This window comes from Bradyrhizobium sp. LjRoot220, from assembly GCF_964252915.1.
Taxonomy (GTDB): domain Bacteria; phylum Pseudomonadota; class Alphaproteobacteria; order Rhizobiales; family Xanthobacteraceae; genus Bradyrhizobium.
This window is the reverse complement of record NZ_CAXUPS020000006.1, coordinates 270,892-286,499: the sequence shown is the minus strand read 5'-3', so window position 1 is coordinate 286,499 and position 15,608 is coordinate 270,892. Positions and strand designations below refer to the sequence as shown.

17 protein-coding genes are annotated in these 15,608 nt (G+C 63.2%); 9 read left to right on the top strand and 8 right to left on the bottom strand.

The annotated features are described in order from the left end of the window. Positions 1-17: 17 nt before the first annotated feature. The 4 genes from ACSQ84_RS24710 to ACSQ84_RS24695 all read right to left on the bottom strand — a co-directional run bounded on the left by ACSQ84_RS24710 (position 18) and on the right by ACSQ84_RS24695 (position 3,402). A complete protein-coding gene (locus tag ACSQ84_RS24710) occupies positions 18-446 on the bottom strand; it encodes a VOC family protein (RefSeq protein WP_436214326.1) in 429 nt (142 codons plus the stop codon). 70 nt (positions 447-516) lie between these two features. Next, on the bottom strand, positions 517-1,371 hold the full coding sequence (locus ACSQ84_RS24705; protein ID WP_436214325.1) for a helix-turn-helix domain-containing protein: 855 nt from the start codon (positions 1,369-1,371) through the stop codon (positions 517-519). 25 nt (positions 1,372-1,396) lie between these two features. Next, positions 1,397-2,122 (bottom strand): bifunctional nicotinamidase/pyrazinamidase, encoded by a 726-nt coding sequence (gene pncA / locus ACSQ84_RS24700; protein WP_436214324.1) that lies wholly within the window; start codon positions 2,120-2,122, stop codon positions 1,397-1,399. A 344-nt stretch (positions 2,123-2,466) separates the two neighbouring features. Further along, positions 2,467-3,402, bottom strand: a complete 936-nt coding sequence (locus tag ACSQ84_RS24695) for a hypothetical protein (RefSeq protein ID WP_436214323.1) — start codon at positions 3,400-3,402, stop codon at positions 2,467-2,469. 568 nt (positions 3,403-3,970) lie between these two features. On the opposite strand from ACSQ84_RS24695, the gene dnaK reads away from it, so the two are divergent. The 8 genes from dnaK to ACSQ84_RS24655 all read left to right on the top strand — a co-directional run bounded on the left by dnaK (position 3,971) and on the right by ACSQ84_RS24655 (position 10,850). After that, positions 3,971-5,872: a molecular chaperone DnaK gene (dnaK, locus tag ACSQ84_RS24690; RefSeq protein ID WP_436214322.1), complete on the top strand. Its 1,902-nt coding sequence runs from the start codon at positions 3,971-3,973 to the stop codon at positions 5,870-5,872. Between the two features lie 140 nt (positions 5,873-6,012). After that, complete coding sequence (dnaJ, locus tag ACSQ84_RS24685) at positions 6,013-7,152, top strand: molecular chaperone DnaJ (RefSeq protein ID WP_436214321.1); 1,140 nt, start codon at positions 6,013-6,015, stop codon at positions 7,150-7,152. Between the two features lie 94 nt (positions 7,153-7,246). Continuing rightward, a complete protein-coding gene (locus ACSQ84_RS24680; RefSeq protein ID WP_436214320.1) occupies positions 7,247-7,849 on the top strand; it encodes a class I SAM-dependent methyltransferase in 603 nt (200 codons plus the stop codon). 54 nt (positions 7,850-7,903) lie between these two features. Continuing rightward, on the top strand, positions 7,904-8,482 hold the full coding sequence (locus ACSQ84_RS24675; RefSeq protein ID WP_436214319.1) for an NADPH-dependent FMN reductase: 579 nt from the start codon (positions 7,904-7,906) through the stop codon (positions 8,480-8,482). 6 nt (positions 8,483-8,488) lie between these two features. Further along, positions 8,489-9,199: an orotidine-5'-phosphate decarboxylase gene (gene pyrF / locus ACSQ84_RS24670; RefSeq protein ID WP_436214318.1), complete on the top strand. Its 711-nt coding sequence runs from the start codon at positions 8,489-8,491 to the stop codon at positions 9,197-9,199. A 39-nt stretch (positions 9,200-9,238) separates the two neighbouring features. Continuing rightward, entirely contained in the window at positions 9,239-9,544 is a 306-nt protein-coding gene (locus ACSQ84_RS24665; protein WP_436214317.1) for a DUF1330 domain-containing protein, read from the top strand. 64 nt (positions 9,545-9,608) lie between these two features. Then, the gene (gene dapB, locus ACSQ84_RS24660; RefSeq protein WP_436214316.1) at positions 9,609-10,424 is read left to right on the top strand and encodes a 4-hydroxy-tetrahydrodipicolinate reductase; all 816 of its coding nucleotides are present in this window, start codon (positions 9,609-9,611) and stop codon (positions 10,422-10,424) included. A gap of 21 nt (positions 10,425-10,445) precedes the next feature. After that, positions 10,446-10,850 carry a barstar family protein gene (locus tag ACSQ84_RS24655; RefSeq protein WP_436214315.1) on the top strand — a complete coding sequence of 135 codons (405 nt, stop codon included), beginning with the start codon at positions 10,446-10,448 and terminating at the stop codon, positions 10,848-10,850. Positions 10,851-11,048: 198 nt separating this feature from the next. On the opposite strand, the gene gpmI is transcribed toward ACSQ84_RS24655, so the two are convergent. The 4 genes from gpmI to ACSQ84_RS24635 all read right to left on the bottom strand — a co-directional run bounded on the left by gpmI (position 11,049) and on the right by ACSQ84_RS24635 (position 14,760). Then, entirely contained in the window at positions 11,049-12,581 is a 1,533-nt protein-coding gene (gene gpmI / locus ACSQ84_RS24650; protein ID WP_436214314.1) for a 2,3-bisphosphoglycerate-independent phosphoglycerate mutase, read from the bottom strand. Positions 12,582-12,599: 18 nt separating this feature from the next. After that, positions 12,600-13,223 (bottom strand): DUF1772 domain-containing protein, encoded by a 624-nt coding sequence (locus ACSQ84_RS24645; RefSeq protein WP_436214313.1) that lies wholly within the window; start codon positions 13,221-13,223, stop codon positions 12,600-12,602. Between the two features lie 63 nt (positions 13,224-13,286). Then, on the bottom strand, positions 13,287-14,183 hold the full coding sequence (locus tag ACSQ84_RS24640) for a methylated-DNA--[protein]-cysteine S-methyltransferase (protein WP_436214499.1): 897 nt from the start codon (positions 14,181-14,183) through the stop codon (positions 13,287-13,289). Between the two features lie 55 nt (positions 14,184-14,238). Next, the gene (locus ACSQ84_RS24635) at positions 14,239-14,760 is read right to left on the bottom strand and encodes a DUF2244 domain-containing protein (RefSeq protein WP_436214312.1); all 522 of its coding nucleotides are present in this window, start codon (positions 14,758-14,760) and stop codon (positions 14,239-14,241) included. Between the two features lie 22 nt (positions 14,761-14,782). Between ACSQ84_RS24635 and nth the strand changes: the two genes are divergently transcribed. Next, positions 14,783-15,571, top strand: coding sequence for an endonuclease III (gene nth / locus ACSQ84_RS24630; protein ID WP_436214311.1), 789 nt, complete (start codon positions 14,783-14,785; stop codon positions 15,569-15,571). The last annotated feature ends 37 nt before the right edge of the window (positions 15,572-15,608 follow it).

Genomic DNA, 15,608 nt, shown 5'->3' with positions numbered 1-15,608 from the left:
GACGCGACCGCTTCGGCTTACGCATCCATCGGCTTCTCATGCGCTTTCGGCCAGTAGGTGCCAAAGCTCCAGAGATTGCCTTCCGGATCCCGGCAGGCGAAATCGCGGCTGCCGTAGTCGGTGTTGTGCAATTCCATTTCGATTTTGGCGCCTGAGGCCTTCACCCTGACGTGCAACGCATCGGGATCGCCGACGGCGACATAAAGCGCGTCGGTGCGGCGGCCGCTGAGGTCGCCGACTAATCTGCCGTATTCATCGTCGCGGGCCTGACCGAGCATCAGCAGCGACGCGCCGCAGGCCAGTTGCGCGTGCTGTACCACGCCGTCGGTGCGGTAAACGACATGCTCGGTGAAACCCAGCACATCCTTCAACCAGCGGATCATCGCCTCGGCATCCCGGCAGCGCATCGTCGGGTAGATGCGCTGCGCGTCGTTGCTCTTCGTCATGGTCAAACTCCTGCTGTCGGCTGCACCGCGTCACTATGGGGACCCAGCGCGGCGTCGGCTTGAAGATTTGTTACCAGTGCGAAATTGCTTCATTCGGGCGCGTCAGCCGGCTGTCGATCAGCGCCAGACGCCGCGCCCAGACCGTTGGCGGTTCCCCGGCCAGTTCGGTGAATTCGCGAACCAGATGGGCCTGATCGGCATAGCCGCTGTCGGCGGCAATCCCGGCCCAGCCGGGAGCTGACCCGCTGCGCGCCAGCCGGCAGGCGCGGTGAAAGCGCATCATGCGCGCGACCGATTTGGGTGCGAGGCCAAGTTCGGATCGGAAGCGTTCGACCAGATGTTTGCGGCTCCAACCGATTTCACCGGCCAGCGCCGTGATCCGCGCACCGCCGGCGGTAAGCGCCAGCCGGCGATAGGCGAAGGCGATCTCCGGTGACGGCAGATGATTGGCGCGGCCGGCGATGAAGTCCTCGAGCAGGTCGAAGCGGCGTTGCCAGCAAGCTGTCGCGCCCATTCTCTCGCGCAGTTGCCGGCCTACGCGGCCGAGCACGTCGCCGATATCGACCATGCGCGCGGCCAGGTCGACGACGTTACCACCAAAGAAGCGATAGGCGCCGAGCGGCGTAAAATCCACCTGCACGCATTCGGCTCCGCCATCGGATTCGATATGTACCGGCCCGGCGTAGAGGCCCGCGGCGAAGCTTGGCTGCCGGTCGGCCGCGTTGGGCTCCCGGCCCAGCGCGATCAGGAACGGACTGCCGAGGCTGATGATCAGCGGTACGATCAAATGCGCGGCTTCGCGTTGCGAAAACCGGCCAAGCGCATGCTCGCGGTAGCCCGTCATTCCGACGATCAGGCCTGCCGTGCGCTGTGAGGGCGCACGGCGGATCATCTCGAACGCGAGCGGCGCGCCTAAATCCGACATTGCTGCTCTCTCGCGAGAGGACGCTTCAAATGGCGATCTCGCTGGACTGGATGCGCTTGACGCCGGCTGCGCTCATATCGGCCCAGGCTTTCGCCAGCGAGCCCTGGGTGTCGATGCCCCGGCAGGCGTCTTCGACGACATAGGTCTCAAAGCCGGCCTTGCGGGCATCGAGCGCGCTCCATGCCACGCAAAAGTCGGTGGCGAGGCCGGCGAGGAACACGCGCTCCACTTGGCGTGCCTTCAAATAGGCGGCAAGCCCCGTCGTGGTCTTGCCGTCGGCTTCCGTGAAGGCCGAATAGCTGTCGACGTCCTTGCTGGAGCCCTTGCGGATGACGAGGCCGGCATGCGCGATCGAGAGGTCTTTTGACAGCGCCGCGCCTTCGGTGCCCTGCACGCAGTGATCGGGCCACAGCACCTGCTTGCCGTAGGGCAGGTCGATCGTCTCGAACGGCTTCTTGCCCGAATGCGTCGTCGCGAACGAGATGTGACCTGGTGTGTGCCAGTCCTGCGTCAGCACGACATTGGCAAAGCTCTTGGCGATGCGGTTGATGACGGGAACGACCTGATCGCCGTCTTTCACCGCAAGACTGCCGCCCGGCAGGAAGCAGTTCTGAACGTCGATCACCAGCAACGCCGATGCATTGTCGGGTTTGATCGACGCGGCCGACGCTGTCTTTGGAAGAATGCTCGCCATTGCCGCCGTGCCGAGAATCGTGCCGAAGCCCGTGAGAATTCGCCTGCGCTCGAACATGGTGCATCTCCCTGTCAAAGAGGTCAACACCAGCAAATCAGGTCGCAGGCAGAGCGTAAAGCAGCTTTACGCGGCGGCCTGCGACTGAATCTTCAGCACCGGGCGGCGGCACGCAATACCTGGCGCAGCGAGACAATCGCTGCCACATGCTGCAGGCCAGTTGATCAAGAAAAGCTCGCCGTCGTCCCTGCGAACGTGTTCGCAGGGACCCATACCGCGTGATCTACCGATAAGCCAGCGTGGCAAACGCCATCCCAAGACAACTGCATTCGGTGGCTATGGGTCCCTGCGTTCGCAGGGACGACGAAGATGAGATTCTGGGCCGGCGTTGCCTGCGCGCCGCTTTAGCGCGGGCGAATCCCGTCACGTACGGCGCGGAAACGCGTGAATGCGCCGGTCCAACCGTCGCGCGGCGAACTGCCGATGATGCGCAGCGAATTCTGGCTGCCGAACCGCAACCATTGCACGATGGTCACCGGCGTATTGTCCTTGCCACTGACGGCATCGATGCGGGTCTCATATCCGGGCATGCCGTCGATACGGACCGGTTCGGACATCGTGATCCGCCCATCGCGCACGCCGGGGATCGTGGTGGCCATCTGCTGGGAGAAACGTCCGCGGTCGTCGGGCTGCGCGGGCGCGGATCCGACCAGGCCGACGATCATGAAGGGCGCGGTTTCGAAACCGCTCTTTTCGTCACCATCGGCCAGGATCAGCGCGGCGCCCGGCGCCAGCGTGCGGACGGTCTTGAAATTGCTGAGTTCGCTCATCTTGAACGGCATCAGGCCGAGTTGCTCATCGACCGGAACTTCGTTTCGGATCACGGCTGATGCGAACATCTGGCGTATGGCGTCGTCGGTGTAGATCCTGGAGGCATTCTCCGGCACCTGCACGGCGACGTAGCCGGAGAAGGTCGGACCCGGCAGGATCATCGAGTAACGCCGGACATTGGCGGCGCCATCCTTGGCGTTCTCAGCGGTGTAATAGGCGAGCCCTGCCGAGGTCTCGATGCTCTCCGGCTTGATGCCGCCGGTGCCGCCGGGATTGGCCTTGAAAGCGTTGGCGACCTCGCCATAGGCCTCGGCCGGCAGGTCCGCCACCAGCACTTTGACGCCCTGATCCTCGGTCTCGAAGCCGACGAATGCTTTGGCTTTGACCAGGCCGACCAGCGGCGTCATGCCGACCCTGGCGCCCGGCGGAAAAACCGGGTCGGCGGCGAACGCAGCGCAGGTAGCGGCGATGTAAAGGGCAACCGCAGCGAGGTATCGAGCAGGCTTCATGAAGGGTCTACCGGGTTTGCATTGAGGCCGTTCGATGGTCGGCCCGCGCAGTCCTCAAGGGGTTTGAGGGCCGCGTTTGGTCGGCCCGCTTTTAGCGGTTTTGATGTCCCTGCAACAGGGCGGGGCGGGCATCCGTTCCCTCATCGCGTTCCGAAATGCCGGATTTTTCGCGCGATATCGCCGCTATCAAAACATTTTTAGGCCCTTTCGGCGGCGTGCCGGACGGTCGGTCAGGTCCGCGCAGCGGCCAAATACCGCGTCGCTCGCGATCATGGCTGGCGAGGGGCGAGGCGTTTTCCGGATGGTGAGATGATGAGTGCGTCCTCACCTGCTTGCCCATTTGTTAACACGGCTCAGGGCCTGAACCTGGACCCGCCTTGATCTGACACAATCTTTCAAACGTCAGCATTTTCAGGCCCTAAGGTTGCGCTCGGTCCTTGCGGGCAGGACCCCCCCTCCTATATGAGGCTCACCGTCGCAATATCGCGAGTAATTGATCGTTGGGGGTTCGGTTAGGTGCGCCGTCAGGGCCCAGCCAACCTGCCGCAAAAAGAAGGGTATAAGGACCATGGGAAAGGTCATTGGGATCGATCTCGGCACCACCAATTCGTGCGTTGCCGTAATGGATGGCAAGACAGCTAAAGTCATCGAGAACGCAGAGGGCATGCGCACGACCCCGTCGATCGTCGCTTTCAGCGATGATGGCGAGCGCCTCGTCGGCCAGCCTGCCAAGCGTCAGGCGGTGACCAATCCCGAGCGCACCTTCTTCGCGGTCAAGCGCCTCGTCGGCCGCCGCTATGACGACCCGATGGTCGAGAAGGACAAGAAGCTCGTCCCCTATAAAATCGTGAAAGCATCGAACGGCGACGCCTGGGTCGAAGCCGACAGCAAGACCTACTCGCCCTCGCAGGTCTCCGCTTTCATCCTGCAGAAGATGAAAGAGACCGCGGAAGCGCATCTCGGCCAGAAGGTCGAGCAGGCCGTCATCACCGTTCCCGCCTATTTCAACGACGCGCAACGTCAGGCCACCAAGGACGCCGGCAAGATCGCCGGCCTTGAAGTGCTGCGCATCATCAACGAGCCGACCGCGGCCGCGCTGGCCTATGGCCTCGACAAGACCAAGACCGGCACCATCGCGGTGTACGATCTCGGCGGCGGCACCTTCGACGTCTCGATCCTCGAGATCGGTGACGGCGTGTTCGAGGTGAAGTCCACCAACGGCGACACGTTCCTGGGTGGTGAAGACTTCGACATGCGGCTCGTCAGCTATCTGGCCGATGAGTTCCAGAAGGAGCAGGGCATCAACCTGCGCAACGACAAGCTTGCCTTGCAGCGCCTGAAAGAGGCCGCCGAAAAGGCCAAGATCGAATTGTCATCGACCACGCAGACCGAAATCAACCTGCCGTTCATCACGGCCGATCAGACCGGTCCGAAGCATCTGACGATGAAGCTGACCCGCTCGAAGTTCGAGGCGCTGGTCGACGATCTCGTCCAGAAGACCATCGAGCCGTGCCGCAAGGCGCTGAAGGATGCGGGCCTCACCGCCGCCGAGATCGGCGAAGTGGTGCTGGTCGGCGGCATGACGCGGATGCCGAAGGTTCAGGAAGTGGTGAAGCAGTTGTTCGGCAAGGAGCCGCACAAGGGCGTCAACCCGGACGAAGTCGTCGCCATCGGTGCGGCGATCCAGGCCGGCGTGCTGCAGGGCGACGTCAAGGACGTGCTGCTGCTCGACGTGACCCCGCTGTCGCTCGGCATCGAGACGCTGGGTGGCGTGTTCACCCGCATCATCGACCGCAACACCACGATCCCGACCAAGAAGAGCCAGGTGTTCTCGACCGCCGAGGACAACCAGAACGCCGTCACCATCCGCGTCTTCCAGGGCGAGCGTGAAATGGCGGCCGACAACAAGGTGCTCGGCCAGTTCGACCTGATGGGCATTCCGCCGTCGCCGCGCGGCATGCCGCAGATCGAGGTGACGTTCGACATCGACGCCAACGGCATCGTCAACGTGTCGGCCAAGGACAAGGCGACCGGCAAGGAACAGCAGATCCGGATTCAGGCCTCCGGCGGCCTGTCGGATGCCGACATCCAGAAGATGGTCAAGGACGCCGAGGCCAATGCGGCCGAGGACAAGAAGCGCCGCGAGGCGGTCGATGCCAAGAACCATGCCGACTCTCTGGTGCATTCCACCGAGAAGGCGCTGGCCGAACACGGCTCGAAGGTCGAGGAGAGCGAGCGCCGCGCCATCGAGGACGCCGTCAGCGACCTCAAGGAAGCGCTGAAGGGCGACGATGCCGAGGCGATCAAGGCCAAGACCAACACGCTGGCGCAGGCTTCGATGAAGCTCGGTGAGGCCATGTACAAGCAGCAGGCCGAGGCCGACGCCAAGAAGGATGCGGCCAAGGATGACGTCGTCGACGCGGAGTTCACCGAAGTCGACGACGACAAGAACAACAAGAAGTCGGCATAAGCGGGCTTTCGATCATGACCCTCACACCAAAGAGCGCGCGGCGTCTCGATGGGTGGGGGTCATTTTTCGTTAAGCGCAAGGCGGCATCCTCAAAAATGCACCCTTGCGGCATGAAGACGAAATTCGGACGGATCTGACGGATGTCCACCAAGCGCTGCTATTACGAAACCCTGGAAGTCGAACGGAGCGCGGACGAGTCCAAGCTCAAGGCGGCGTTCCGCAAGCTCGCGATGAAATTTCATCCGGACAAGAATCCGGGCGATGCGTCCAGCGAAGTGAAGTTCAAGGAAATCAACGAAGCCTATGAAGTGCTCAAGGACGGCGACAAGCGCGCCGCCTATGACCGCTACGGCCATGCGGCGTTCGAGCAGGGCATGGGCGGCGGCGGGCCCGGATTCGGCGCCGGCTTCGCCTCGTCATTTTCGGATATTTTCGAGGATCTGTTCGGCATGGCCGGACAACGCGGACGCGGTGGCGGCGGACGCGAGCGCGGCGCCGACCTGCGCTACAATATGGAAATCACGCTGGAGGAAGCCTTCCTCGGCAAGACCGCGCAGATCGAGATTCCGGTTTCGGTCACCTGCGAATCCTGCTCCGGCACCGGTGCCAAGGCCGGCACCAAGCCGAAGACCTGTTCGATGTGCGGCGGCCAGGGCCGGGTGCGGCAGGCCCAGGGCTTCTTCACGCTGGAGCGGACCTGTCCGGGCTGCCAGGGCCGCGGCCAGATGATCGAGGATCCCTGTCCGTCCTGCATCGGCTCAGGCCGGGTGACGCGCGAGCGCAACCTGTCGGTCAACATTCCGCAAGGCGTCGAGGACGGCACCCGTATCCGCCTGGCCGGCGAGGGCGAGGCCGGCGTCCGCGGCGGACCGCCCGGCGATCTCTATATTTTCCTGTCGCTGGCGACCCACGAATTCTTCCAGCGCGACGGCGCCGACCTGCATTGCCGGGTCCCGATTTCGATGGTGGCGGCCGCCCTCGGCGGCGAATTCGAGGTGCCGACCATCGACAAGGGCAAGACCAAGGTAAAAGTGCCGTCGGGGACGCAGTCGGGACGCCGATTCCGCATTGCATCAAAAGGCATGCCGGTGCTCCGCTCGCGCCAGACCGGCGACATGTATGTCCAGGTCATGGTCGAAACACCGCAGAATCTGACCAAGAAGCAGCAGGAATTGCTGGCCGAGTTCGAAAAGCTGTCGTCCGGTGCAACCCAGCCGGAGGCGGCCGGTTTCTTTACTAAGGTCAAGGACTTCTTCGGTACCCGCGCTGCTCCGCAGTGAGCCTTTTGCTTGACCGTAACGGCCGCGACCTATACGTCTTTATGACTGTTTTCTGACATTCCCCGCATAATTGCGGGCCCCGCCTGGTAGCGACATGCCTCTGCAATCGTCCGCGCGTGCGTTGAAGAAACCTCTCCGTCTTGACGACGAGGTTCGCTTTCTCCGTTCATGGATCGAAAAGCCGCTGCACATGGGCGCGGTGATGCCGTCGAGCAAACTGCTCGCGCGGACCATGGCGCAATATGTCGATGTCGATTCCGAAGGGCCGGTCGTCGAACTTGGCCCCGGCACCGGCGCGATCACCAACGCGCTGATCGAACATGGTGTCGATCAGAAGCGTCTCGTGCTGGTCGAATATAATCCGGGCTTCTGCGCGCTGCTGCGCGACCGCTATCCCCACGCCAAGGTGGTGCAGGGCGACGCCTACAAACTCCGCGACTCCCTCTTGAAGGTTCTCGACAAGCCGGCCTCGGCCGTGGTCTCCGGCCTGCCGCTGGTCACAAAACCGATGCTGACGCGCCTGAAACTGATCCGCGACGCCTTTGCGGCGCTGGCACCGGGTGCGCCCTTCGTGCAGTTCACCTATTCGGTCGCGCCGCCGATCCCGAAATCGCTGCCCGGCGTGTCCACAGAAGCTTCCGAGCGGATCTGGATGAACCTTCCGCCCGCCCGGGTCTGGGTGTATCGCAAGGGCTGAGATCGCCCGGCGCGTCTGCGCGGCGGGATTGGCCCGAACCGCGATTTATAAAATATGTCCGCGCTGAAAATCCTCGTGATCCCGGGATCGCTTCGATCCGGCTCGCTCAATGCGAGGCTGGCGGCGGCCGCCGCGCATGAACTCGCGCTATCCGGCGCCGAAGTCACCCGCATCTCGCTGTCGGATTTCCCGCTGCCGATCTATGACGGCGACCTGCAGGCGAAGTCCGGCGTGCCCAAGCACGCGGTCAATCTGAAGCGCATGATCGGTGCCCATCACGGCGTCCTGATCGTGACGCCGGAATATAATTCCTCGGTGCCGGCGCTGGTCAAGAACACCATCGACTGGATCAGCCGGGTGCAGGACCCGCACGAAACCCGCGGCCAGGTGTTTTGCGGCGCCGTATTTGCGATCGCATCGGCCTCGGGCGGCCGGCTCGGCGGCACGCGGGCGCTGGCGGCGTTGCGGCTGATTTTGACGGCCTGCCATGCCAGCGTGGTTCCGAACCAGCTCGCATTGTCGTTCGCGGACCAGGCCTATGACGAGATGGACCGCTTGAAACATCAGGCCGACAGCGAAGCGCTCAAAGCGCTGGTGCGGCAGTTGATCGACCATTCCCAACGCATGATGTGAGGTGACATGCAGCCTGCCAGTATCGCTCCGAAAGACCGGTTGATTGTGGCGCTCGATCTGCCCGGCGTCGCCGAGGCGGAAGCGATGGTGGCGCGGCTCGGTGACAGCGTAACGTTCTACAAGATCGGCTATCAGCTGGCCTATGCCGGCGGCTTGCCGCTGGCCCGTCAACTGTCGGGCACGGGCAAGAAAGTGTTCGTCGATCTCAAGCTGCACGATATCGGCAACACCGTTGCGCGCGGTGTCGAGAGCATCGCCAAATTGGGCGCGACATTCCTGACCGTGCACGCCTATCCGCAGACCATGAAGGCGGCGGTGGAAGCGCGCGCGGGCTCTAGCCTCAAAATCCTCGCCGTCACCGTGCTGACCTCCTATGACGATGGCGACCTGCATGCCGCCGGCTATCGGCTCAACGTTTCGGACCTGGTCGAGGCGCGGGCCCAGCAGGCGCAGGTGCTCGGCGTCGACGGGCTGGTGAGTTCGCCGGAAGAGGCGGCGAGTTTGCGCAAGATCGTCGGCCACCAGATGGATCTGGTGACGCCGGGCATCCGGCCGGCGGGAGCTGCAACCGGCGACCAGAAGCGCATCATGACGCCGGCGCGCGCGATTGCCGCCGGGGCGGATTACCTGGTGGTGGGGCGGCCGGTCACCGAAGCCGCCGACCCCAAAGTTGCCGCGGATGCCATTCAAAAAGAAATCGCGCAGGCGCTGGGCTGAGAGCACCGCAAGAAGACCAACGCAAGAAGGAAACCGAAGATGGCAAAAGGCTACTGGATCGCACGCATCGATATTCACAACATGGACGGCTACAAGGATTACATCGCGCAAAACGGTCCGGTGTTCGCGAAATACGGCGCCAAATTCCTGGTGCGGGGCGGCACGCATGAAACCCGGGAAGGCACGTCGCGGTCGCGCAACGTGGTGCTCGAATTCAAGGACTACGAGACCGCTTTGGCCTGCTACAATTCGCCGGAATACGCCCGCCTGGTCGCGCTCCGCAGCCCGCATTCGGAAGGCGATCTCGTCATCATCGAAGGCTATGACGGCCCGCAACCCGGGTGAGGCCGGCCCCGATCGGTTGCCGGACCGGCCCTATCCCGGCTATACCCCGTGAAGAGGTGAAGCCATGGCCGACATGCGTTTGATCGTAGCTGGTGCCGGCGGCCGGATGGGTCGCACGCTGACGCGCGTCATTTCGGAGACGAAAGGTGCGGTTCTTGCCGGCGCGCTGGAGGCGCCCGGTTCTGAACTGCTGGGCAAGGACGCCGGCGTCCTCGCCGGCCTGCCCCAAAACGGCATCAAACTCTCGGCCGATCTGTGGGCGCTCTCGGCGAGCGCCGACGGCATTCTCGATTTCACGGTTCCCGCCGCCACCATCGCCAATGTGGCGATCGCCGCCGAACGCAAGCTGGTGCACGTGGTCGGAACCACCGGACTGTCGGAATCCGATATGGCCGTGATCAAGAGCGTGACGTCCCGCGCCATCGTCGTGCAGTCGGGCAATATGAGCCTTGGCGTCAATCTGCTGGCGGCCGTGGTGAAGCGGGTCGCGCAATCGCTCGATGCGGATTTCGATATCGAAATTCTGGAGATGCATCACAAGGCCAAGGTCGATGCGCCGTCGGGGACCGCCCTGATGCTGGGTGAGGCCGCCGCCGCGGGCCGCGGTATCGACCTGCATCTGCATTCGGCGCGCGGACGCGACGGCATTACCGGCGCGCGCAAGGCCGGCGATATCGGTTTTGCGTCGCTGCGCGGCGGCACCGTCACCGGCGAACACAGCGTGATCTTTGCAGGCGCCATGGAGCGTATCGAGCTGACGCATCGCGCCGAGGACCGCACCATGTTCGCGCAAGGCGCTGTCAAGGCGGCGTTGTGGGCGCAGGGCAAGACGCCCGGCCTGTATTCCATGGCCGATGTACTGGGCCTCGGCGACTTCTAGTTTAGAAGCAGAAGCTCGCTGATGAAAAAGGTCTATGAAATAGACGGAAGCAAGTTTGATAATCTTGAAGCGTTTTACGACCACATTGGCGACGTTCTGATTCCCGGCTTTGAATGGGGAAGAAATCTGGATGCCTTCAACGACATCTTGCGGGGCGGTTTCGGAACGCCTGACGGGGGGTTCATCGTAAGGTGGAAGAATTCAGATCGGTCTCAACTAGAGTTGGGATATCCAGAGACCGTCCGATACGTCGAGCACAAACTCACGAGATGCCATCCGGATAATCGTGAGCGCGTCAAAAGTGACCTTTTGCTTGCACAACAGGGGAAGGGACAAACCCTTTTCGAGATTTTGACGGACATTATTCGCGACCATGGACCGAGCGGCAGACAGGCCGAAGATGCAGTCGAGTTGGTATTGAGCTAACCGATGTGCTGGGACTGACGGACGTCCAAGAATTTGAAGACGCGGCAAATTCGAAGTCCACTGACCTCATCCAGAGGTGCGAGCGTAGCGAGCCTCGAAGGATGGGCCACGGGCGCTTTCCGTCCTTCGAGGCGCGCGAGAGCGCGCACCTCAGGATGACGCGATTGGAAAGCGGTTGTTAGGTCAACCCAACAACGCTCAGCCTTGCTTGTTCGGGCGCAGCAATGACATGCCGGTCATGTCAGCCGGCTTCGGCAATTGCATCAGGTCGAGCAGCGTCGGCGCAATATCGGCCAGCCGGCCTTCCGCCAATGTCACGTCGCCGCCGCCCTGCAGCAGCAGGGGCACCGGGTTCGTCGTGTGCGCGGTATGCGGACCGCCGGTGGTGGGGTCGCGCATCATTTCGCAGTTGCCGTGATCGGCGGTCACCAGCAGGGCGCCGCCGGATCGCTCGATCGCCTCCGAGATTTTCCCGAGTGCGGTGTCCACGGTTTCGACCGCTTTGATCGCAGCCGCCAGATTGCCCGAGTGGCCAACCATGTCCGGATTGGCGTAGTTCAGGACGATCAAATCGTACTTGCCCGAGTCGATCGCCTCCACAGCCTTCGCCGTCAGCTCGGGAGCCGACATTTCCGGTTGCAGGTCATAGGTCGCGACCTTGGGCGACGGCACCATGATGCGGTCCTCGCCGGCAAAAGGTTCTTCCCGTCCACCGTTGAGAAAATAGGTGACGTGGGGATATTTTTCCGTTTCGGCCATCCGCAATTGTGTCCGGTTTGCCGCTGCGGTGACTTCGCCCAGGATGTTCGGAAACGCCTGCGGCGAAAATATCGTTTGCATCATCCTGTCCAGATCCGCGCTGTACTGCGTCATGCCGACGGCGGCGGCGAACCGGACGCTGCGTTTGCGCGGGAAACCGGCAAACGACGGATCGAGCATCGCACCCAGGATCTCGCGGACGCGATCGGCGCGAAAGTTGAAAGAGAGCACGCCGTCGCCATCCCGGATGCCGGCGTAATTGCCGATCACCGACGGCACGACGAACTCGTCGGTGACATCATGCGCATAGGCATCTGACATTGCCGATTGCGCGTCGGCAAAATGCGGACCTTCGGCCTCGACGATTGCGCCATAGGCCTTGGCGACGCGGTCCCAGCGTTTGTCGCGGTCCATCGCATAGTATCGCCCGACAACAGTGGCGATCGAAACCTGTGGCGGTAGCGCCGCAGCCAGCCGCTTCAAATCATCGGCCCCCGATCTCGGCGGCGTATCGCGTCCGTCCGTGAGGGCGTGTACGACCGCCGGCACGCCATGCTCGGTGAGGATGGCGGCCAGCGCCGCGGCGTGGTCCTGATGCGAATGCACGCCGCCTGGCGAAACCAGGCCGATCAGATGACAGGTGCCGCCGCTCTGCTTCAATGACTGGATCAGCGCGGTGAGGGCCGTTGCGGACCTGATTTCGCCGGTTGCAATGGCGTCGTTGATCCGCGGCAGGTCCTGCATCACCACGCGGCCCGCGCCGATATTCAGGTGCCCTACTTCGGAATTACCCATCTGCCCCTCGGGCAGCCCGACATCCCGTCCCGACGTCCTCAGGAATGCGCGCGGACCCGTGTTCCACAGCCGATCGAAGTTCGGTGTTTTGGCCTGACGAACAGCATTGTCGGCCGGATCCTCGCGCCAGCCCCAACCATCCAAGATCGCTAGCATCACGGGACGACGGTTCTGCATTGACGGGCCTCTCGCTGTTTACCCCAGCGTGGTTGTGAGCGATCGATATGCGATCGTCAATCGAGGCATGCCCTCCACGGTTCCCTGCCGGGCGCTCTGCGAAGACGACATATCAGCCATCGGTAATCGGGGGTTACGCCGAGACGCGAGCGCCTGGCGCGCGATCAGCATGACGAGACTTGCCGTGAACGCCGCCAGCGCCAGCACGGACATGACCATGCGCAGCGCATTCCAGAACATCCAGGGTTCAAGATAGGCCCGCCAGATCGCGGCGGCGTTCTCCGTGGCCGGTACCACGGTTGCGAGACCTTCGTTCAGCGGCACGCTGTAAAGCAGCGTCACCATGAATGCGCCGAGGCCATAGATGGCGGTGCCGAGCAGGGCCAGCGCCAGCGGCCAGCCGCCGGCGCCGATCAGCAGCAGGGCAGCGAGCGCTCCGAACCCCAACGTGCCGAAAAAGCTGAACGCGAAAACCGCGTTGCGAACCACCGCGTTGATGCCCTGCATCGCCTTGATCGCCGATACGGCGTCGGTGGCCGCGAGGCCCGGCATCACCGAGCAATGGTAGGCGTAGAAGAATCCGGCGACCAGCGCAGCCGCGAGAACCGAAAGTGCAAGACAGGATAGCCGCAGGAATTGCATTGCCGCAGCCCGGTGAAGCCGTAGGCTCTACCGATCCTGCGAATCTAGTTCAAGCCCACGAATCTAATTCAAGCCCACCTGGCCGGCTTCCCAGCCCAGCATCGCCTGCTTGCGGGTGATGCCCCAGTGATAGCCGGTCAGCGCGCCGCCTTTGCCGAGCGCGCGATGGCAGGGTACCACGAACGACACCGGGTTGCGGCCGACCGCGGCACCGACGGCGCGAGACGCCTTTGGATTTTTGATCTTGTTGGCGATGTCGGAATAGCAGACCGCGCGTCCCATCGGGATCTTCAGCAAGGTTTCCCAGACGCGGACCTCGAAGTCGGTGCCGATCAGCACCACGCGCAGCGGCTGGTCCGGACGCCACATCCTGGTGTCGAAGATGCGCTGCGCGAGATCGGCCGTGCCGTCGCGGTCCTCGATATAGGTCGCGTTCGGCCAGCGCCGCTTCATGTCGGCGAAGGCGGCCGGCTCCCCGCCGGGATCGGCGAAGGCGAGCCCCGCAAGGCCGCGGCCGCTGGCGATCACAATGGCCGTGCCGAATGGCGAGGGATGGAAGCCGTAGCGCAGCGTCATGCCGGCGCCGCCGTTCTTCCATTCGCCCGGCGACATCGCCTCATGTGTCACGAACAGATCGTGCAGCCGGCCCGGACCCGACAGCCCGGAATCGAGCGCCGCGTCGAGCACGCTGGCCGAATCGCGCAACAAGCCCTTGGCGTGATCGAGCGTGAGCGCCTGCATGAAGGCCTTTGGCGTCAGCCCTGCCCAGCGGCGGAACAGATGGTGCAATTCATCCGGGGTCACGGAAGCCGCTTCCGCCATCGCTTCGATGGTCGGCTGCGCGCGCCAGTGTTCCGAGATGAAAGCGATGGCGCGGCGCACCGAATCATAGTCGCGCAGCGCGGCGTTCTGGGGGCCCGGCTTGGTGAGGCGCTGGTCATGTATCGCGAGTGTCATCATGGGATCAGATTTAGGGCTCATCCGACCTCCAAACCACCCGATTTCCGACGAGTGATCACGTTATTGGGTTGTAGGTAATGCCGCGTTTGGCGGCTTGCAGCGCGGCCAGTAAAGCCTTGGCAAAGCTTGCCTTTTCGTCGGGTCCCAAAAAATGCCCGACCGAGACGCGGCGGCCGCGCGAGACCAGATAAAGCCGCTCGATGCCGAATTCGGGGTCGCCGGTCTGGTCAAGCCGCACCCAGAGCGGATTGAGCACCCATTCCACCACATGGCCGCGATGGCTGATCCGGCGCACCCGCAACTCCGACGGCGTCACCGTGATTTCCTCCGACGCATTGGCGCTGCGGAAATTGACGCGGAACGCCCAGTAGATCACGAGCACATCAAGCCCGAAGAACCCGAACACCGGCCAGGCGCCCATCAACAGGAACGCGACGCCCGCGACAAAGCTGACCGCACAGAGAAATCCCATCAGCACCAGGAAGCCGGTGCGGTTGAGCGAGCGATGCGGCGTCAGCCGTGCCGAAAACAGCTTCGGCTGGTCAACGTCCCGATCAAAGTCGTTGCTTGCGGTCATCGCGGATCAGTATACCCGGATCATGGCCAAAATCATCCGCGCTAAAGCTGCCAAAAAAACAAGTATTCCACCCGTGCCCCGGAAAACAGCAAGGAAACCGGCAAAGAACGCCGCGGCGCCGAAGCCAGCCAAAACACCGCTCAAGCCCGCGACCAAGAAGTCACCGAAGCCAAGGCCCTGGACGGCAGCCGAAGTCCATGAGCTCTTCAGCCGCTTTCGCAAAGCCAATCCGGAGCCGAAGGGCGAGCTCGAACATCTCAACTCCTATACGCTGCTGGTCGCCGTGGTGCTGTCGGCGCAGGCGACCGATGCCGGAGTCAACCGCGCGACGCGGGCGCTGTTTGCGGTGGCCGACACGCCGCAAAAGATGCTCGCGCTCGGCGAGGACACCGTGCGCGACTACATCAAGACCGTCGGGCTTTATCGCAACAAGGCCAAGAACGTCATCGCGCTCTCGCAGAAGCTGATTACGGAATTCGGCGGCGAGGTGCCGCGCACCCGCGCCGAGATCGAGTCGCTGCCCGGCGCCGGCCGCAAGACCGCGAATGTCGTGCTCAACATGGCCTTCGGCGAGCACACCATGGCGGTGGATACCCACGTGTTCCGCGTCGGCAATCGCACCGGCCTGGCGCCCGGCAACAACGTGCTCGAGGTCGAACTCGGGCTGGAGAAGATGATCCCGTCCGAGTTCATGCTGCACGCGCATCACTGGCTGATCCTGCACGGCCGCTACACCTGCCTGGCACGCAAGCCACGCTGCGAGGTGTGTTTGATCAATGACCTCTGCCGTTGGCCGGAGAAGACGGTGTGAGGGCTTTCTTACCTCGCCCCGCTTGCGGGGAGAGGTC